Source organism: Caulobacter sp. UC70_42, assembly GCF_044056025.1.
GTDB lineage: Bacteria > Pseudomonadota > Alphaproteobacteria > Caulobacterales > Caulobacteraceae > Caulobacter.
In genome coordinates this window covers 3,671,761-3,691,814 of sequence record NZ_CP171994.1, presented here as the reverse complement: position 1 = coordinate 3,691,814, position 20,054 = coordinate 3,671,761, and the positions used below count along the sequence as shown (strand labels likewise).

The 20,054-nt window shown below is 67.6% G+C and carries 10 protein-coding genes and 4 pseudogenes; 2 read left to right on the top strand and 12 right to left on the bottom strand.

Annotated features, from left to right (window positions below; all coding sequences use genetic code 11):
- Positions 1 to 10: 10 nt before the first annotated feature.
- From phnX to ACHMW8_RS18325, 4 genes are all read right to left on the bottom strand, one after another.
- A complete protein-coding gene (gene phnX / locus ACHMW8_RS18340; protein WP_395443359.1) occupies positions 11 to 820 on the bottom strand; it encodes a phosphonoacetaldehyde hydrolase in 810 nt (269 codons plus the stop codon).
- Positions 817 to 1,956, bottom strand: coding sequence for a TIGR03364 family FAD-dependent oxidoreductase (locus tag ACHMW8_RS18335; RefSeq protein ID WP_395443358.1), 1,140 nt, complete (start codon positions 1,954 to 1,956; stop codon positions 817 to 819). Before ACHMW8_RS18335 ends, phnX begins: the two co-directional genes overlap by 4 nt.
- A complete protein-coding gene (locus ACHMW8_RS18330; RefSeq protein ID WP_395443357.1) occupies positions 1,956 to 3,287 on the bottom strand; it encodes a DUF5690 family protein in 1,332 nt (443 codons plus the stop codon). Before ACHMW8_RS18330 ends, ACHMW8_RS18335 begins: the two co-directional genes overlap by 1 nt.
- A gap of 90 nt (positions 3,288 to 3,377) precedes the next feature.
- Positions 3,378 to 4,130, bottom strand: a complete 753-nt coding sequence (locus ACHMW8_RS18325) for a UTRA domain-containing protein (RefSeq protein ID WP_395443356.1) — start codon at positions 4,128 to 4,130, stop codon at positions 3,378 to 3,380.
- A gap of 152 nt (positions 4,131 to 4,282) precedes the next feature.
- On the opposite strand from ACHMW8_RS18325, the pseudogene ACHMW8_RS18320 reads away from it, so the two are divergent.
- Both ACHMW8_RS18320 and ACHMW8_RS18315 read left to right on the top strand, forming a co-directional pair.
- A pseudogene (locus ACHMW8_RS18320) lies at positions 4,283 to 6,407 on the top strand (phosphocholine-specific phospholipase C).
- Positions 6,408 to 6,429: 22 nt separating this feature from the next.
- A complete protein-coding gene (locus ACHMW8_RS18315; RefSeq protein WP_395443355.1) occupies positions 6,430 to 7,005 on the top strand; it encodes an HD domain-containing protein in 576 nt (191 codons plus the stop codon).
- Here the strand turns inward: ACHMW8_RS18315 and ACHMW8_RS18310 are convergent.
- From ACHMW8_RS18310 to ACHMW8_RS18275, 8 genes and pseudogenes are all read right to left on the bottom strand, one after another.
- Positions 7,002 to 7,940: an aspartyl/asparaginyl beta-hydroxylase domain-containing protein gene (locus ACHMW8_RS18310; RefSeq protein ID WP_395443354.1), complete on the bottom strand. Its 939-nt coding sequence runs from the start codon at positions 7,938 to 7,940 to the stop codon at positions 7,002 to 7,004. The genes ACHMW8_RS18315 and ACHMW8_RS18310 overlap by 4 nt on opposite strands.
- A gap of 3 nt (positions 7,941 to 7,943) precedes the next feature.
- Positions 7,944 to 9,845, bottom strand: a complete 1,902-nt coding sequence (locus tag ACHMW8_RS18305; RefSeq protein ID WP_395443353.1) for a sulfotransferase — start codon at positions 9,843 to 9,845, stop codon at positions 7,944 to 7,946.
- Positions 9,842 to 10,462, bottom strand: coding sequence for an aspartyl/asparaginyl beta-hydroxylase domain-containing protein (locus ACHMW8_RS18300; protein ID WP_395443352.1), 621 nt, complete (start codon positions 10,460 to 10,462; stop codon positions 9,842 to 9,844). The genes ACHMW8_RS18305 and ACHMW8_RS18300 overlap by 4 nt, the downstream gene beginning before the upstream one ends.
- On the bottom strand, positions 10,459 to 11,097 hold the full coding sequence (locus tag ACHMW8_RS18295; protein WP_395443351.1) for a sulfotransferase family 2 domain-containing protein: 639 nt from the start codon (positions 11,095 to 11,097) through the stop codon (positions 10,459 to 10,461). Before ACHMW8_RS18295 ends, ACHMW8_RS18300 begins: the two co-directional genes overlap by 4 nt.
- 80 nt (positions 11,098 to 11,177) lie before the next feature.
- Positions 11,178 to 13,980: pseudogene (locus tag ACHMW8_RS18290) on the bottom strand (TonB-dependent receptor).
- 524 nt (positions 13,981 to 14,504) lie between these two features.
- Positions 14,505 to 15,795, bottom strand: a pseudogene (locus tag ACHMW8_RS18285) (MFS transporter).
- A pseudogene (locus ACHMW8_RS18280) lies at positions 15,788 to 16,846 on the bottom strand (LacI family DNA-binding transcriptional regulator). Before ACHMW8_RS18280 ends, ACHMW8_RS18285 begins: the two co-directional pseudogenes overlap by 8 nt.
- A gap of 192 nt (positions 16,847 to 17,038) precedes the next feature.
- Complete coding sequence (locus ACHMW8_RS18275; protein WP_395443350.1) at positions 17,039 to 20,038, bottom strand: TonB-dependent receptor plug domain-containing protein; 3,000 nt, start codon at positions 20,036 to 20,038, stop codon at positions 17,039 to 17,041.
- Positions 20,039 to 20,054 lie beyond the last annotated feature (16 nt).

Genomic DNA, 20,054 nt, shown 5'->3' with positions numbered 1-20,054 from the left:
GGCGCAAGCCTTAAGCCGCCGGACGCTCGCCGCGTTCGATCCGGGCCGCGATCTCGGCTAGGACGGGCCCGAGCTCGGCGACGCTCTCGACCACGTAGTGGGCGCCGGCCCCGCGCAGGGCCTGGGCGGACGCCTCGACCCGAGCAACGCGCTCGGCTTCCGGCAGTTGGGCCAGGTCATCGAACGAAAGACCGACCCCATTGCCAGAGGCCGACAGGCCCACGGTCCAGGCGCCGACCTCCAGCCCCTCGCCGATGCCGACGACCGCGTCGTCGACCTTGACGCAGGCCTGCGCCGGCCAGGCGCCCAGCTCGACCAGGGCTTTCCACATCATCAGGGGCGAAGGCCGTCCCGCCGCCGTCTCGCCGGCGCAGACCACCACTTCGGGCGCATAGCCCTGTTCGGCGGCCAGCGGCATGATGTCAGCCATCATCGGGCGGGTGTAGCCGGTGGTGGAGCCGATCTTCACGCCTCGCGCCCGCAGCTCGGCGACGAGTTCGGCCGCGCCGGGGATCAGCTGGGCGCAATCGCGGGCGGCGGCGCGCATCCTCGGCTCGACGGCGTCGTGCAGGCGATCGACATCCGCCTCCGTCGAGGCCGCGCCGTGTCGCTCGGTCCAGAGCTTGGCGAGGCGCGGCATGGCCAGCAAGGCCCGCACGTGGTCGCGCTTGGCCTTGCCCATGTCGGCGCGAGCCTCCGCTTCCGAGATCCCGATCCCTGCCTCGGAGAACACCTCGCGCAAGGCCATGACCGGCGCGCGGCAGCCAAAATCGATCATGGTGCCGGCCCAGTCGAAGACGACGGCCTGGATTGGGCTCATGCGGCGGCTCCTTGCCGGGGAAGGCCGTAGAGGCCGGCGATCACGTCCTCGGCCAGGCCGAAGGCCGTCGAGGCGCCGGTGCCGCTGGTCACGGTCACCAGGCGCACGCGCGGCATCGGGGCCTCGATCAGACTGTGACCGACCGCCGACGCATAGGTGCCGGTCCATCGCTCCAGCACCGGCGGCGGCGCCTGGCCGAACACCTTGGCGAATTCGTCGAGGATCAGGGCGTCGACGTCGTCGCGGGCGAAGGGGTCGGGCGTGGCGCCATAGTGGTGACTGTCGCCGACCACCAGCGAGCCGTCCGCGCTCTGCGCCACGATCAGGTGGACGCCGTGCTCCAGATGCGACGGCTGCTCGGCCTCCAGCCGCGCGCGCAGCGCCGCCGCCTGGGGCAAGGCGGCATAGCCGAGGTAGCGAACCAGACCGAGGTCGGACATCACCGGACCGGGCAGACGCCAGCCCGGCGCGGCCAGACGCAGCATCTGCAGCTTGCAGCGCGTCACCTCGGCCTGGGCGAAGGCGTCGGGGAACAGGGTGACGAGATCGTCCCCCGGGCAGACCACGACGGTCTCCGCCGAAACGGCCCCGACGGAGGTCTCCAGGCGACCGGTCTCGACGCCACGAACGGCGACGCCTCGCAGGAAGGTCACGCCGTGCGCGGCCTCCAGCCAGGCGGCCAGGCGCGGAATGGCGGTGCGGGATTCGACCCGCAGATCGACCGAACTCGTCAGGGCGCCCAGCACCTCGCCCTGAACCGGCAGTCGGTCGCCGAGGTCGCCGGCGTCGCGCCAGGCGCAGCCCTCGGCCATCTCGGTTTCGAGAAAGGCTTCCAGCACGGCCTTGGCCTCGGTCCGGCGGGCGACCATGGTCAGGCCGCGCTGCACGACCTCGATTCCGGCCGGCCCGGCGATCTCGGCCCAGACCCGCGCCGAGCGCCGCGCCCGTCGCCAGACCTCGCCTCGCGCCTGGCCCGTGACGGTCACGAAGCCGAAATTGCGCACCGAGGCGCCGTTGGCCTGGGCGTCGCGGTCGATCACCACGACACGCTTGCCAAGGCGCGCGGCGGCCAGCGCATGGGCCAGGCCGACAATGCCCGCGCCGACAACGGCGAGATCGAAGGGGCGCTCCGACATCACGGCTCGACGATCTGGCCGGGGGCCGCAAAGGCCACCGCGCCCTGCCCGCTGTCGGACGCCTTCCGCCGACGCAGGAAATAGAGGCCCGCTAACAGCGTGCAGATCGCGCCAACGACGCTGGTCGCGTAGGCGCTGTTGACGAAAAAGCTCAGCCAGTCGAGGTCGACCATGGCGAAGTTGCGCCAGACCAGCAGCGCCACGCTGCCCAGATACCCCGAGGCGTCGGCCACATAGATCAGGAAGCCGGCCGTGCCGACCTGGCCGCTGAAGGCGATCATGCGGTCGAACAGCATGGCGTTGAACGGGGTGTAGGCCATGTAGAGCCCCGCGCCGGTCAGGACCATCCAGGTCAGGGGGGCCAGCATATGCGCCTGAAACGCCAGGGTCGAGCCGCCCAGCACCAGGAAGCCGGCTAGGATCACGCCGTGCATGACCAGCAAGGCCCGCAGGTTGTCGCGCACCAGCATCACCGCGCCCATCACGGCCAACGAGACGACCGCGACCGGCAGTTCGCTGGCGGTGAACACGCCCGAGGCCTCGCCGAAGCCCAGGGCGGTCCAGATCTCGGCGGCGAAATTGTCACGAAAGTCGCGCAGGGCCGTCAGCAGGATGTAGGCCAGCACCAGCAACACGACGCCCGGCGCGTAGGATCCCAGGAAGGCGCGGCGCTGGGCCTTGTCCATAGGCTCCCGGCGCACGCGAGCGGCCTCGTCGGCGGCGCTCGGCGGCGGCATCTGGACCAGCGCCCAGACCGAGACGGCCAGCAGCGGCATGAAGATCGCGCCGGTGGCGGCCGGCATCCAGAACGGCGAAACGTGCAGGTCGACCATCAGCCACTTGCCGACCGACTTCACCACGCCCGACGACAGGATGAAGCTGGCGCAGAGGATGGCGCCCAGCACCTCCGACGTGCGGCGGCCTTCCATGAAGCCAAACACCAGGCCCCAGATCATGCCCAGCGGCAGGCCGTTCAGGAACAGCGCCGCGACATTCCAGGGCGCGGGCGTGACCGCGAAGGCCAGCAGCGCCAGCCACGAGAGGCCGATCAGGCCCAGAATGGCGCCGCCGCGATGGCGAGGCGCGATCTCCGAGATCACCTTGACGCCGATCATCTTGGACAGGGCGTAGCCGGCGACCTGGGCCAGCACGAGCGCGATCTTGTAGTCGACCGCGAAATTCCAGCCCTCGACCACGCCGAACGTCGCCGCCGCGAACGGCTTGCGGAAGGCGTACATCGAGAAATAGGCGCAGAAGCCGGCAAGGCCCGCGAATAGGGTGAAGGCCAGCGGGTTGGCGCGCTCCAGCCAGCGCTTTGGACCAGTTGTCATGCGACGCCCTCTTTGGAGCGCACTGGTCTAGACCAAGTCTAAGACACTTGGATGACGGCCGCGTATGCCCGGGACGCACCCCTTCTCAAGTCAGCGTACGCGGATATCGACGCTGATTTTAAGGGAGTCGTGGCGCCAGTGTTCACGGTCGAACTCGACCACGCGACCCTGCGCGTCATAGCAGGTGCGAACCAGATTGAGCCCCGGCAGGCCGGACTTGACGCGGAGGGCCTCGGCCTCCTCGCCCGTGAGGGCGCAGGGCCTCATGTCGACCTTGTTGCGCGCCACGCCGATGCCATAGACCGACTTCAGCACACTGGTCAGCGAGCCATTCAGATCGTGGTCTATCAGACCCGGCGCCAAGGATGCGTCGACGACGATGCTCTCGAACAGCACCGCCCGGCCATCGACCGAACGCCGGCGGCGGATCCAGTACATGGGCGACCCGATCGGGCGCGAGAAGATCTCGGCCAGCATGCCGTCGCAGACGATGTCGGTCTTGCTGAGCGTCTCCGTCGCCGGCCGCCGCCCCTGCGCCTCGACATAGGACATGAAGCCTTCCCAGCGGGTCGGGTCGTAGACCACGGGCGGTGGCGAGACATACCAGCCGCTGCGGTCCTTGCGGTAGATGACGCCTTCGGCCTCGAGCTGGAACAGGGCTTCGCGAACCGTGCCGCGGGCGACGCCGCCGCCGATCTGCAACTGGCGCTCTGACGGAAGGCGCTCGCCCGGCTTGAACTCGCCGCCAGCGATGCGCGCGGCGATGTCATCGCGCACGCCGAGATACTGAAGGCTTTCGGGATGCTGCATCGAGCGACCTGGCCAGCGGTCGAATCCCGCCATGGCGCGAGGATGGGAGGGCGCTCCCCCAGGGTCAAGGAACTGGATCGGTCCGGCAGCGGAATGGCCTGATCCACGTCGCGCTGTCACGAAACTTTCGCCGACGCCCCAAACAATCTGGTCTATACCAAACAAGAATTTCGGGAGATGGGCCGATGACGACCGACCGCCGCTCTTTCCTGCGCGCCGCCGCCACGGCCAGCGCTGCGGCCGGCCTGTTGCCAGCCACCGTCGCCAGGGCCATGGCCATCCCCGCGCGCCATCGCACCGGCACGATCATGGATGTCGAGCACGTCGTGATCTTCATGCAGGAGAACCGGTCGTTCGACCATTATTTCGGGGCGCTGAACGGCGTGCGCGGCCTGGGCGACCCGCGTCCGCAGCGCCTGCCCGGCGGCGCATCGGTGTGGCGACAGCCGAGCAAGGAACACCCGGACGGCTTCGTCGCCCCGTTCCACGGCGACGCCTCGGCGACCAACGCCTACACCGTCGACGGCTCGGACCAGGGCCACCAGGCGGCGATCACCATCGTCAACGGCGGGCGCTACGACCAGTGGGGCCACTCGGGCGAACTGCACAAGCGGATGGTCTACTACAAGGCCTCCGACCTACCCTTCTACCACGCCTTGGCCAGCGCCTTCACGGTCTGCGACGCCTATCACTGCTCGACCCTGACCCAGACCTACCCGAACCGCCTGCACCTTTGGACAGGCTGCAACGGCGGCGGCAAGGTTGGCGGCGATCCGGAAATGAGCAACTACGGCGAGGACGAGACGCCCAGCGCCGACATGGCCGAAGACAAGGTCATGGCCAAGGGGCCGCACGACTGGACGACCTATGCAGAGCGCCTGCAGGCGGCCGGGGTCAGTTGGAAGGTCTATCAAGAGTACGACAATTTCGGCGACAACATCCTGTCGGTGTTCAAACCCTTCCGCCCCTGCGCCAAGGACTCCGAGCTCTACGTGCGCGGCCGCTCTTGGGTGAGTGAAGACAAGTCGGGCGCCGACCGCAGCCGCTCGGACGGAGAACAACTGGTTCGAGGCCTTCCGCGCCGACGTCGCCGCCGACCGGTTGCCGCAGGTCTCGTGGATCGTCACCGCCGCCGACCTCTCCGAACATCCCCAGGCCGAGCCCTCTAAGGGCGAACATGTCTGCGCCGAACTGATCAAGGCCCTGGTCGACCACCCCGAGGTGTTCGCCAAGACCGTCTTCATCGTCAATTACGACGAAGCCGGCGGCTTCTACGACCACATGCAGCCGCCGATGCCGCCTCTGACGCCCGAACAAGGCTGGAGTTCGGTGTCGGTGGCCGGCGAGGCCAAGACCTACGGTCCCGACGCCGAAGGCCCGAACAAGGGCGCCCATCCCCTGGGCCTGGGCATCCGCGTGCCGGCTATCGTCGTCTCGCCCTGGAGCCGGGGCGGCTTCGTCTGCTCGGAGGTGTTCGACCACACCTCGACGCTGAAGTTCCTGGAGAAGCGCTTCGGGGTCCGCGAGGACAATATCAGCGACTGGCGCAGGACGGTCTGCGGCGACCTGACCTCGGCCTTCGACTTCGCCACGCCGAACCAGGACTGGACGGCCCTGACCCTGCCCGCCACCGCCGACTACATGCAGCGCGTGGCCCGCTCCAAGGCCGCGGCAAGCCTGAAGATCCCCGTCACGCAAGGTCCATCGGCCCAGGACGGCCCGCAGCGCGGCGCGCGCGCCCTGCCCTACGTCCTGTCGGCCGACGCCCGCGTCTTGGACGGCGCGCTGTGGATCGACTTGGTCAACGCCGGCCGCGCGGGCGCGGTGTTCCAGGTGTTCGACAACACCGACCGCGACGCACCCTGGCGCTTCACCCTGGCGGCGGGCCGGAAATACGCCGCCGGTCACTGGAACAAGGACGGCCGCGCGCCGGGTCCCTACGACCTGACCGTCCACGGCCCGAACGGCTTTTACCGTCGCTTCGCCGGCGACACGTCACGATCGCAGCCGATCGTCACGGTCGCCGCCGACGCCCGCTCACGTCTGGTCGTCAGCCTGCAGGGCGTCGGCCTGGCGACCCTGCGCATGGCCGAGGACTATCCGCTGGCCGAGGGCGAGGCCCGCCAGACCGTCGTGTTGAAGCCCAAGGGCGTCGTCCGCTCGGTCTGGGACCTGCGCGGCAGCGACCACTGGTACGATCTGACCCTGACCTCGGCCGACGATCCCTCGTTCATCCAGCGCCTGGCCGGACACCTGGAAACCGGCCGCGCCAGCCGCACCGATCCCGGCATCGGCCGGATGCGCCCCTAAGCCTTCAGTACACGGATAGTCCATGACCACTCGTCCCGCCGCCGACGCCTTTCTGGCCGAACTGACAGACCTGTTCACCCGTCTGGGCGATCTGCACTACGGTGAAGGCGTCAGCCAACTGGAGCACGCGCTGCAGACCGCGCACCACGCCAAGCTGGACAACGCCCCGCCGGAACTGGTCGCCGCCGCCCTGCTGCACGACGTCGGCCACCTGATGCAGAAGATCGGCGAGAACGCCGCCGACCTGGGCATCGACACCCGCCACGAACACATCGGCGCCGGCTATCTGGCCCGCGTTTTCAGTCCGGCGGTCACCGAACCGATCCGCCTGCACGTGGCGGCCAAGCGCTATCGGGTCTCGGTCGATCCGGCCTATCTGGAACGTCTTAGCCCCGCTTCGCTGCAGAGCCTGGCCCTGCAGGGCGGCCCGATGTCGGCGGCCGAGATCGACGACTTCCTGGCCGATCCGGCGGCGCACAGCGCCCTGCGATTGCGCGGCTACGACGAGGCCGGCAAGGCGCCAGACGCCGAGGTGGCGGGCCTGGCGACCTATCACGACCTCCTCCGCGACCTGATCGACCGCGCGGACGGGACCTAATCCACGACCAGGTGCTGCAACACACGCTTTTCCAGCACCAGCAGCGCGCTGGCGTCGTTGGTGCGCATCACCAGTCCCTCGGCCAACGGTCCGGCGGCTTCGCGCAAGGCGCCGGCCAGCCGCCGAAAGTCCTCGAGCCCCCGCCCGCCGACGCCGTGGAGCGCGCACAGCTGGCGCCAGTCGAACAGGAAGCTCTCCAGCAGCTTTCCGAACCGCGCCGCGCGCGCCCTGGCGGCGGCCGTGTCGTCGGTGATCGCCAGTTCCGCGCACAGGTCGTCGATCAGCCACTGAGCCTCGGCGGCGGGCATCACGGGCGAGCGCTGGCCATCCTCGGTGAGCAGCTCCGGGCTGGCGCCGGGATCCCAGGCCAACGTCCGCCATTGCGCGCGCGGCGGCGTCGGCCCGCAGGCGAGCCGCCAGAACGCCGCCGTGCCCGTGGTGTCCGCGACCAGATGGATACGCTCGGCGCTGGCTCTGTTCTCGACATGGTGCCGGCGCCAGTTGTCGAAGATCCAGGCCTCGCCGGCGGCCATGTGCACCGCCTCGCCATCGCAATGGAAGCGCACCGCCGGCTGAGTGAAGACCGGAATGTGGACACGCACCCGCGTGTGCCAGTGGTAGTTGATGTCGGCGTGCTCGGGCACGTCGGCGCCTGCCGCCAGGCGCATCAGTCGCGAGCGGCTCCAGACCACGCCGAAGCCCGCCAGGACCTGTTGAAGGTAGGGCATGCTCTGCAGCCAGCGTGTCGGCAGCATCTGTCCGTGCACGGCGTCGGTCTCGCCCCCGCCGGCGCTGATCAAGCGCGCCGCGCTGTTGCCCGGCAGGCGATCCGGATGCGCAACCCAGGCCTCGCCCGGCAACGCGGCGACCTCGGCCTGCAGGCGCGCCACGTCGAAGAGCACGGGAATCTGGAAGAAGGGCCGCGACAGCCGCATCGGTTAGTCCTTGTAGTCGGTCACGGCGCCGCCCAGCGCCTGTCGGAGCGGTTCCAGCCACGGGGCGTAGTTCCGCCACTGGGTCAGTCCGTCTCTTCCGAGGGGCTGACGCACCTGTTCGGAGCTTGGCGTGCGCACGCTACGGCGCGTTTCGTGGAAGGTCAGGCAGGCCGGTTCGAACGGCAATCCGGCATGGTCCACCATCCGGCGCACGCCGCCCTCGAGATCCTCGACCATGTCTTCGTACGCGACCCTCAGCACCCGCCCCGGCAGCACCGCGGTCCAGTGCCGCATGACGTCGAGATAGGTCCGGTAGTAGCGGGCGATATCGTCGACGCCATAGGTAAATTCCTGGTTCGTCGTCCCGAAAAGTTGCTTGAGGTTGCTGAAACCGCAGGCCATCGGCTCGCGCCGGACGTCGAGGATCGTCGCGCGCGGCAGGATCAGGTGGATCAGTCCGATGTGCCAGAAATTGTTCGGCATCTTGTCGACGAAGAAAGGCCGGCCCAGCCGGCGATAGGTCCGCGTCTCGGTCAGAAAGCGTTCGCCCAGCGCCCTCGCCCCTTCGGCCGTCAGATCCAGCAGCGCCTCGGGGTCCAGCGGCAGGCCGCAGTCCGCATCGCGGCCGCACAGCTCGGCGGCATAACGGCCGATCTCGGTCAGCTCTTGCGTCCCCTCGACCTGGGAATGGGAGGCCAGGATCTGCTCGATCAGGGTCGAACCCGACCGCGGCAGGCCCAGGATGAAGATGGGCGCCGGATCCTCCAGGCCCCAGCCGGCGCGTTCGGCGAAGACCTTGGCGGTGAAGACCTGTTTCAGCCGGGCCGCGTGAGCTTCCGCCACCTCCGGCCGCCAGCGACCGAGACCGCGGCGCACCGCGTTGCCGCGCGCGTAGGATCGCCACGAGGCCTCATGGTCGCCCCGGTCTTCCAGCGCCTTGCCCAGGGCGAACCCGAGATAGACGCGGTCCATGTCCTGGAGATCGTTCCGCCCCTCCAGAGCGCTCATCCGCGCGACCTCGTCGTCGGAGAAGCGATAGGTCTTGAGGTTGGCGAGACTGAACCAGGCCACGCCGTTATCCGGCCGCGCCGCCAGCGAAGCCTGGTAGTCGGCGATGGCCTCGGCCTGCCGCCCTGTGACCTTCAAGGCGTTGGCCCGCCACAGGCGCAGGTCGGCGACCTCCGGTCCCGTCGGGGGCAGACCGTCCAGCAGCCGCGCATAGACGTCGATGACCGGCTCGTGGTCGCCCAGCGCGACGCAGGCCGCGCCGTACTGCTTGAGGTAGTCGCGGTTGTCGGGATCGTCTCGCAGCAGCCGCTCGGCTTCCCGCCGCGCCTGTGCCGGCTTCTGCCGCTGCAACAGCACCATCCCGTAGTCGAAGCGGGCCGCATGATAGTCCGGCGCGCGTTCGACCACCGACTGCAGCAGCGCTTCTGCCCCGGCGAGATCGCCACGCTCCAGACGAATCCGGGCGAACAGGCGCAAGGCGCCGACATTGAGATGGTCCTGGCGCAGGTAGTCGCGCAGGACCGCCTCCGCCGGTTCCAGGTCGCCATCGGCCAACAGGCTGTTGGCCATCACCACCGCTGGCGGCAGCTGCTTCAGGATCGCCAGATGCTGAGCCGCCGTCGCCGCCTGAGCGGCGTCGCCCGCCATGCGGTAGAGCTGTTCCAGCATATCCCAGCTGGCCGGCAGGCTCGGGTTGAGACGCACGGCCTCACGCAGCGCCTCGATCGCCGCCGGCCCATCGCGCAGCAGGATGTGGCAGTGCCCCCGTTCCTGGTGAAGGCGGCCGAACCGGGGATTCAGCGCCTCCAGCCGCGCCAACGTGGCCAGGGCGTCCGGGACACGCTGGCTGGCGCGCAGGCCCTGGGCCTCGCGCAGCAAGGCGTCGCGTTCCGTCACCGCGCCACGCTCGCCGCCAGGAACGGCGCCAGCCAGTCCGGATCTGGCTGGTCGGCGTCGTAATATTCGAAGATCAGGTGGATGCGGTCGGTGTCGCCGTCGTTGCGCACCCAGTGCGGACCGAGGTTGTCGACCTCCACCGCCTCGCCCACGGGGAAATGGCGCTCTTCGCCGCCGAAGAACGACACCACACCCGGATTGGTCGTCAGCGGCACGTGGACCTTGTGCGGCCATTTCGCGGCGGGGTTGGCGTCGATGTGCGGATGGATCAACCCGCCCGGCGGCATGCTGGCCAGCATCACCCGCGGAAACAGTCCGCGCGCATAGCCGTAGTCGCGCACCGCCTGGGCGAGCACCGGCTCCAGCCGATCGCGCCATGCGGCCCAGGCCGGACGATCGTGCGACCCGCGCCAGTCGCGCGGACTGTCGATGAAACGGAAGACGATGTGACGGGTCGCGCCCAGCGCCTCGAACCGGTTGGGCTTGCCGGCGTTCTCCGCCGCCCAGATGTCCTCGGGGATCGCCAGCACGGCCGCCCGCAGGTCGGCGATATCAACGGGGCCGAGCTTGCGGACCGCCGCGGTCTTGCGCGGATTGGCGGCCGGCATGGCGCTCATCGCGGGCCGTCGAAAGTGTAGCCGAACAGCTCCAGATCCTGGGCGTAGCGGGCCGCGACGCCGTCGATCAGGGCCTGATCGTAGTACTGGCGATAGTCGCCGTGCCGACTGCCGTTGACGCGCTCGAGCGGCTGGGAGGGAATGCCGATGCGGGCGCAGATGGCCTCGTAGGATCCCTGCATGTCCTCGACCCGGCCGATCGCGTCGGTCAGCAGGGTCGCGCCGTCGTCGTCGACCAGTAGCGAGGCCTGCGGCTTGAACAGGATGTGCTGCTCCGGTGGCTCGGCGAAGAGAAAGTGGCGCATCACATCGCGCGGGCGCTGCTGGAAGGCATCGCCGCCGCGCAGCATGAAGGCGCAATAGGACACGAAACGGTCGAACGGGTTGCGGACGAAGGCGAACTTGAAATAGCCGCCGAAAGCGTCATCTCCCAGATACGGCCTGACCTGCTGCAGTGACAGATGGCCATGCTGGATCTCAGCCAGGTCCTGCCAGGGGAAGCGCTTGTTGAGGAACAGCCCGACCTGTTCGACATCCTCGTCGCCAAGCTGCTCGCGCAGGGCGCGTCGCACCGAATGGGTGCCCGTCTTGGGCACCGCGGCGAAAATGAAGCGATGGCGATGGGAGACAATCACGTTCGAGCCCACGCAAAGGGGGCGACCCTCCCCGCCGGAAAGGCGGGTCGGGGGCGCGGTATTGATCGAGTTCGGTCGTCTTAGAACTTGTAGCGAAGACCGACCATGTAGGTCGAACCGCTCTGGGTCTGGTTATAGAGATACTCGTTCTGCCCCCAGAACTGGGTGTCCTTCTGGTTCGTCAGGTTGATCGCATTCAGCGTCAGCTGCAGCGCGCTGGAGACGTTGACGAAGGCCGAGGCGTCCACATAGGTGGATCCCTGGAACCCTCGCGTGCTGGCGCTCATCAGGCTGTCGCTATGGCCGGTGAACCACTTGTTGCGATGGCTCAAGGAGCCCCGCAGTCCCCAGCGCTCGGTTTCATAGTAGAGCGTGGCGTTATAGCTGGTGTTCGAAATGCCGGTGAGCGCCTCGTCGGCGTCCACATAGGTATAGTTCACCACCGCGCCCAGCTTGTCGAACGGCGCCGGCAGGAACGAGAACTGGCCTTGCGCGGCCAGTTCCACGCCGGTCAACTGCTTCGTGCCGGCGATGTTGATCGGCATCTCGAACTCTTTGACGATCGAAGTAGCCGTCGCGCCCGGGATCGTGGTGTAGGGCACGCCGGTCTGGCTGAACGGCACGTTCTCGAGCGTCTGCGTACCGATGAAGTTCTTCAGGCTCTTGTGGAACACGCTGGCCGACAGCAGCCCGTCCTGGCCGAAGTAGTATTCCGCCGCCAGGTCCAGCGTGCTGTCCTTATAGGGCTTCAGGTTGGGGTTGCCGCGCGAGGCCGTGATGTCGCCGCTGTCGGACTGGAAGGCGCTGCCCTTGGCCGCCATCGAGCCCAGACCCGGACGGTTCAGGTTTTGCGTGGCGGAGAAGCGCACCAGCACCTGCGGCGTCAGTTCCAGCACCGAGTTCATGGCCGGCAGTACGCCGTCATAGCTGCCCTTCACGTCCGTCGTGCCCAGATAGGCGTAAGCGTCCCCCTGAATCCAGCCGGTGCCGTGCGTGTCGGTCTGATAGCCGCGCAGGCCGATATTACCGCGGAAGCGCTTGCCGAAGAGGTCGCTGTCCCAGTCCGCCTGCACATACTCGGACACGGTCTCTTCCGAGGTCTCGTAGACGTTCTCGATGTCCTGCAGCGCGCCGCCCGTGCCGTCCTTGTTCGGGCCGAAGCGGTGGTACTCGTTGAACTTGGCGAAGGTCTTGTCGTAGTCGCCGACCAGCCACGAACCGAACGCGTTGGTGAACACGGAGACCAGGCCGGTGACCGACGCGCCGCGCATCTTGGATCGGGTGCCATTGACGTTGTCGTCATAGAACAGGTCCCGGCCGCCTTGCGTGAACTTGTGGTAGGCCACGCCAGCGCGCAGGGTCCACGTGTCGTTCAGCGCATACTGGGCGTTCAGCACGCCTTCCTTCAGTTCCGACTGGTTGTTGAAGCCACGATAGTAGAAGGAATCCAACGCGTAGTTCGCCGGGTTGGTGGCGTCGAAATTCGGGTAGGAGAACGTCGCTGATTGGCCATCAGCGCCATAGTTGGCGACCATATTGCCCTTGGCGCGCATATACAGCTTGTCGTCATAGGGGGTCTTGTAGGTCGACTTCTCGTAGCCGACGTGACCATCGATCTTGAGGCGATCGGACAGGTCCCACTTGCCGGTCAGCGCGACCTGGTTGAAGCGGTTTTCGTTCAACGACCGGCGATGCTCGCTGCCGAAGGTCGTGCCCGTGACATCGGTCATGGTGACGTAGTTGCTGCTGTCCCACGCCAGGTTGTTGAGCACCGAACCCTTCTGGAACTGCGACGGCCAGACCCCGCCGGCCGGGGTGTCGAACGCGAAGGATTTCGTCCCTGACCCCAGCGGCCGCGTGGCCAGGTGATATTCGTTGCGGTGGGTCGTGAACTCGCCGTGCAACACGTCCAGCGTCAGGAGGAGATTGTCCGCCGGCTTCCACTGCACGGCGCCCGTCAGACCCAGGCGCTCGGCCTTCGAGTTCCAGGAGGAGATGCGGTTGCCGTCCGCGATATACAGGTCGCCGGACAGGAACTTGGCCTGCTGCGCGGCGGAGAGGTGGGAGATGTCCAAGCCGTTGGCGACCAGCTTGCCCATGTCCGAGGCGCTCAGCTTGTCGTAGTTATACGTGTTGTGACCTTGCTCGGTGGTCTCGCGCTTGCTGTAGGCGACCGACACCGCCACGCCGAACCTGTTGTCCCAGTTGTAGCTGAACAGGCCGGCGACGCGCGGCTGGGTGTCCTTGGTATATTGGTTGGTGCCGGCCTTGACCGAGATGGCGCCTTTGGCGCCGGGCGCGTAGTCGAACGGCTTGCCGGTGAACAGGCCGACCGTGCCGGCCATGCCGCCCTCGTTCTGGGCGGCCTGGAAGGTCTTCTCGACCTCGACCTTCGAGAACAGTTCCGAGGCGAAGATGTTGAAGTCGAAGGCGCGGTCGCGCGAGCGCTGGCCGCGGCTGTCCTGCGCCGAGTCGACATTGCCCAGCACTTCCATGCCGTTCAGCTGCACGCGGGCGAAGTCGGGACCCAGGCCCCGCAGCGAGATGCGGCGACCTTCGCCGGCCTCGCGGGTGATCTGCACGCCCGGCAGGCGCTGCCAGCGACTCGGCCAGGTTCAGTTCCGGGAACTTCGCCATGTCCTCGGCGACGATCACGTCCTTCTGGATGACCGAGTCGCGCTTGATGGCGCGCGCGTCGCTCAGCGACTTGCGGAAGCCGGTGACCACGACCGCGTCGACCGTGTCGGCCGCGGCCGATTCATTGGCGGTCTGTTGCGCGAACGCGGCCGATGAATGAGCGCCAACGGCCAGCGCCGCGACGGTCGCCAACAGAATGGTCTTCAGGTTCGGGCGCGCGGCTCGAACGGGATATAGCGTCGACATAGGTGGCTCCCCTGCCCCAACTGGTATGGACCAGAGCGCTTTAAGCAGCTTGCCACGACATCAGCGTGACAGTCGGCGTCGATGAACTAGAAAATCGGCTTGCCCTGCCAAAGCGTCAGCGAACCCCCTCGTCGCAAGCTCAGGTTGAAGCCCATAATCTCATCGATCGAACCCTTCCGAGCGAATTTCATCGCATACGGATGAACGCCGAGCCGCATCCCCAGGCGCTAGGCGATGTTGCTTCCGCCAGACATGCTCGCAGGCGCATGGCGGCCGCGCTTCAGCCAGGACTCCACTTTTGGACTATACCAAAATCAGTTCAGGGAGCCCATCCGCGACCAGCGTCGCCGATCGGGGACAGACGGCCGACCGCGGCCAAGGCGGATAAGGGCCGCGCGGGGTCAACGCGCCGTTTGAGCGTTCGCCCCGCGGCCTGGCTGGAAGACGTCGTCGGATCGATCCGGATCACCAGCGCCTTGCGGCGCCGGCTGCGGGCGATGGGACGGCGGCGAATGGCGTGCGGATCAAGCCAGGTCCCGCCGGCCCAACTTCCGCATGGCGTAGAAGATCAGCAGGCTGGTCACCAGCAAGACGGCGGCCAGGGCCAGCATGGGCGCCAGGTTGCTGCCGGTGGCGTCGCGCACCATCGGCACCATGTTCTGGGCGATGAAGCCGCCCAGATTGCCGATCGCGTTGATCGCCGCGATCCCGGCCGCCGCTCTAGGGCCGCTTAGAAAGCTGGGCGGCAGACTCGCAGAACACCGGCTGGGCGGCGAAAATGGCCGGCGCGGCGATGCACAACGCGGCGAACTTGAGCACCGGCCCCGGCAGGACCACGCTGAGGACGAGACAGAGCGCCCCCAGCAGAACCGGTCCGGCGATATGCCAGGCGCTAGCCCCATGGCGCGCGGCATGGCGCGGCACCGCCCAAAGCGCCACGGCGACCATCAGCCAGGGGATGACGTTGATCAGGCCGTTTGTCGTATTGGAGACGCCGAACGACTTGACGATGGTCGGCAGCCAGTAGCTCAGACCGTAGGCCCCCAGCGGCATGCCGATGTAGAGGCCCGCCAGCAGAAGCACGCGCGGATCGAAGATCGCCTTCCAGGCGCCGCGATGGTCGTCCATCGCGCCGCCGCGCTCGGTGTCCAGCATCTTGGCCAGCCAGGCCTTCTGATCGTCCGGCAGCCAACGCGCATGGGCCGGGCCATTGGGCAGCTTCCACAGCACATAGGGCGTCAGCAGGATCGCCGGCGCGCCGGTGGCCAGGAACACCCATTGCCAGCCGGCCAGCCCCAGCAGGCCGTCCAGGTCCAGCAGCAGGCCGCCCAAGGCCGCGCCCACCGCGTTGGCGATGGCGCTGGCGATCATGAACAGCCCCACCATGCGCGCCCGGTGCGACTGCGGATACCAGAGCGTGAGGACATAGAGCACGCCGGGGAAGAACCCGGCCTCGGTGACGCCGAGCAGGAAGCGCAGGACGTAGAACATCGTGGCGTTCTGGGTGAAGCCCAGGGCCAGGGTGACCAGACCCCAGGTGAACATGATCCGCGCGAACCAGACCCGCGCGCCCACCTTGGCCAGGATCAGGTTCGACGGCGCCTCGAACAGGAAGTAGCCGATGAAAAACAGGGACGCGCCAAGACCATAGGAGGCTTCGCTGAGGCCAAGGGCCTGGACCATGTCGAGCTTGGCGTAAGAGACGTTCTGCCGGTCGATATAGGCGATCAGGTACATCAGACAGAACAGCGGCATCAGCCGTGCGGTGACCCGCCGGACGGTCGCGACTTCCAGATTGGGAGACGGATCAGACATTCGAGGGCCTCTTGTCGGGACGTCGGGGTGGAGCGGTAGAGTCCCGCTGGATAAGCACATGGTCCAGCACGTGATCCGCATAGACCTCCGCCGAGGGCTTGGGCGAACGCAACGCGCGCAGCAGAAGGTCGAGGGCCACCGCGGCCATCTGGCGGACAGGCTGGTGAATGGTGGTCAGCGGCGGCCACAGCGTGGTGGCCACGGTCGTGTCGTCAAACCCGACGATGGTCAGGTCGCCCGGCACGTCCAGGTGTCTGCGATGAGCGACCGAGACGGCGGCGGCGGCCATGTCGTCGTTGCTGGCGAAGATCGCGGTTGGCAGGCGCTCGCCGTCCAGCAACACCTCGGCGGCGCGCAGACCGGAGTCGTAGGTGAACGCGCCGTGCGCCAGGACAAGCTCGGCGTCTTCGACGGCTGCGACGGCCGCCCGGGCGCCGTCCAGGCGCGCGGCGCTGGCGGTCTGGTTGGGGTTGCCAACGATGAAGCCGATCCCGGCGATGACCCAGATCCAGCAGATGCCGGGTCATGGCTTGGCTGGCCTGACGGTCATCGATCCGGACATTGATCGCGTCCGCCGGAGGACGCCCCGCGGCGACCACGGCGACGGGCAGATTGGCGGCGCGGAGGATATCCAGCACCGCGGCGGACTCGCCGAGCGGGGGCGCTAGGACCACGCCGTGAACGCCGCCGTTCAACAGGGGCCGCAGCTCCTGGAGCGAAGGGGCCGCGCCGTTCTCGCCGCGCACCAGGATCAGCCGCGCGCCGGCGTTGGTGGCCTCCTCGAACACGCCAACCAGGAAGTCGCTCATGAACGCGGCGCTAGGATTGGAATAGACGACGCCGATCCGCAGTTCCCGGCCGTGACGAGATTGCGGGCCGCCAGGTTGGGTTGGAAATTGAGGTCGCGGATGGCTTCGAGCACGGCCCGCCGAGTGGCCTCGCGGACCTTGGCGCCGTCGTTGATGACGCGTGACACGGTCATCCGCGAGACGCCCGCCCGCTCGGCGACGTCGGCCATGGTGGCGTCGCGGAGGCGGTCCGGCCTGCTCAACGGGGCCCCCTCGGCTGATCGCTCTCGTCACCAGAATCCTCAACTCGATCTCCCCGCCCAAGGCCGCCTCTGGCGGCGCCGGCCGGCTTCAGTGTGTAGCGCAAAGAAAGACGCCCGAGCCACGATCCGGCGCTTGGCCGGACTCGGGCCCGGGCGGGACCGCCCAGGGGAAGGAAAGGCGGAGGAACCGGACTAGAAGCTGTAACGCAGACCAACGTGGTAGAAGCGGCCCAGCAGGTCATAGAGCGCCGGATTGGCGTCCAGGCCGGTGTTGGTCTGCGGCGACGGCGTCGGATCGCGGTTCAGCAGGTTGTCGACCTTGCCATAGAGCTGCAGACCCTTGCCGAACTTGTACGAGGCGCTGATGTCGACATAGGTCGCGCCCTTCATATGGTTGTAGTCGATGGTCGGGTTGACGCCGGTCGAGACGGGGCAGCTGCCCGGCTTGCATTCGATATAGTCGGTGGTCGTGCCGCCGAACCGGCCATTGCTGAACCAGCGCTCCTGGACGCTGAAGGCGAAGCGGTCGGTGTCCCACGACTGGATGGCCAGGAACTTCCAGTCCGGCGTCGCGCCGGAGTTCTGGCCAGCCGAGTCGACGGCGACCGCGCCGGGGATGCCCGGATTGGTAACGAACTTGTGGGTGTTCGTGGCCAGGCCACGGACCGTGAAGCGCCCCGGAACGCTGGGCAGCTCGAAGCGATAGCTGCTTTCGATGTCGAAGCCGCTGGTCTTGATCGAGGCCAGGTTGAACGTCTGGGAGTTGATGAACGGCGTCACGCCGCCCGAGGGGGCAAGATTGAAGGCGCCGCAGAACTGGCTGAGGCCAGCATAGCAGAAATTGACGATCTGCTGGGCGCCCAGGCTGGAGATGCCGCCATTGAGGACGATGTTGTACCAGTCGACCGAAACGCTGAAGCCCGGCAGCCATTGCGGGTTCGACAGCACCGCGCCGATGGTCACGTTCTTGGCGATTTCCGGCTTCAGGTCCGGGTTCCCCACCACGTTCTGGAACGCCGTCACCGCGCCGCCGGAAGGCTGGCCTGGCGGGGGGTTGTTGGTCGTGGGAATGGTGAAGTTCGGCAGGGTGGTCGTCACCGGTGCGGCGAACAGTTCCGACAGGTTCGGCGCGCGGACGTCCCGCGAGGTGACGGCCCGCAGGCGGACGCCGTCGATCGGCGTGTCCCAGGTAGCCCCGACCTTCCAGGTGTAGACGGTGCCGGAGGTGCTGTAGTCGGTCCAGCGGCCGGCCATGTTCAGATTGGCCCGGCCCGCCGCGTCCGAATTGACCAGCGGGATGTTCACTTCGGCGTAGGCTTCCTTGACCGAATACTCGCCGGCGCCGGAGTGGTAGTTGCCCGCGAACCAGTTGGAGCCCGATGCATTCAGGACCGGATCGGCCGGGTAATCGGCGGTATCGGGCGAGTCCGTGTTGCCGTCGCCGTAGGGGTCGCCTTGGACGTGGTACTGCTCCTTGCGCCACTCGCCGCCAAACGCCAGCGAGACCGGACCTGCCCAAGACGAGAAGGGTTCGCCGCTGAAATTGATGCTGGCGACGTCCTGCTTCTGCACCGAGTGCTGATACGGGCCGTTCTTGGGCGTGATGTAGGCTAGGGCGGCTTCGCTCGGCGGCTTACCGCCGAAGATATTGATCGGCACGCAGCCGTTGGCGCGGGCGATCGGGTCGGCGCAGACGATCTGACCACCGACGGTCGTGGCCTGGATGGCCGCGCGATAGCGCGGCATCAGCAGGATGTCGCGAACGTGGATGTTCGTCGTGTTCTGGCCGTGGGTGTAATAGGCGTCGTAGCGCCACTCCTTGCCCATGGCGTTGAACTTGCCGTCGGCGCCGATGACCGCCCGGACCTGGGTCCGCGTCGGATGGACCGAGATATTCCGCGGCAGCAGCGCGTTGCTGGTGCCGAAGTTGAAGGACGTGATGTTGTTGGCCGCGCAGGCCGCCACGATCGACGCCGGCAGGAACGGGTTCGAGCACGACATCGTCAGGCCGGTGGTCGCCGCGCCCGGATTGGGCTGGTTGCTGCTTTCCACACGGGCGACGTTCAGGGTCGCGTAGATCTCGTTGTTGTCGTCCAGGTCGTAACCGATGCGGCCATAGCTGCCCATCCGCTTGATCCGGGATTGCAGCGAGGTGCCGACGCCGACGTTGCCCGACAGGTCGCCGCCAACGCAGAAGCCGCCGTTCGTATAGCAGCCGCTGACCGCGCCGTTGGCCGCCTTGGACGGCACGCCGCCGCCACCATACTGAAACTGGAACGGATTGCCGGCCTGGTCGAAGGCTGTGCCTTGCAGCGGCCCGTTACTGATCAGGCCGTATTTGGTGTACTGATAGGCTTGGGCGTGCTCGCGATAGAGGTACTGAGGCGAACCGTCGTTGGTGACCCCGCGATTGACCAGGGTGGCGGTCGTATACCAGTCGCGGCTGCCCGGCGCGTCCTCGCCGAAGCCACCCGCCGGGACGCCCTCTTCCCAGTCATATTCGCCGCTGACCTGGACATGCAGGCGGTCATTCAGGAAGTTCTTCCCGGCGGCGACCTGGGCCAACCATTGGTGGTTGTCGCCATACTTGGTGACGCCCCCCATGACGTTGGCCTTGAAGCCCACGAACTTCTTGTTGGTGATGAAGTTGACCACGCCGCCGACGGCGTCCGAGCCATAGGAGGCCGAGGCGCCGCCGGTGACCACGTCGACCCGCTCGACCAGCAGCTGGGGGAACAGGCTGATGTCCGGCACGCCGGTGACATTGGCCGGCACGACCCGCTGGCCGTCCAGCAGGGTCAGGGTGCGGATGGTGCCAAGGCCCCGCAGCGAGAACGAGGACAGGCCCTGCTGGCCGCTTGAGGTGCTGAACGTGCCGGTAGTGGCGCCGCTGGAGCCCTGCAGGGACGGCAGCTGAGTGATGGCGGTGAAGATGTTCGGCTGGGCGGCGCGCTCGAGATCGGCCTGGCCCAAGACCTGGGTCGGGGTCGGCGCGGTGAACCCGGTCGACCGGATCCGCGTGCCCGTGACGATGATTTCGGTCAGCGCCGTCGAGTCGGACGATCCCGCGGCGGGGGCCGGCGCCGTCTGGGCGTTGGCCGCTCCGGCCGCCATGACCATCGCGACCGCGCTGGTCGCGAGCAACATGCTCAAAACGGGCGATCGCCCCCGCAGGCTACCGACAGCGCTCATCCTACACCCTCCCATT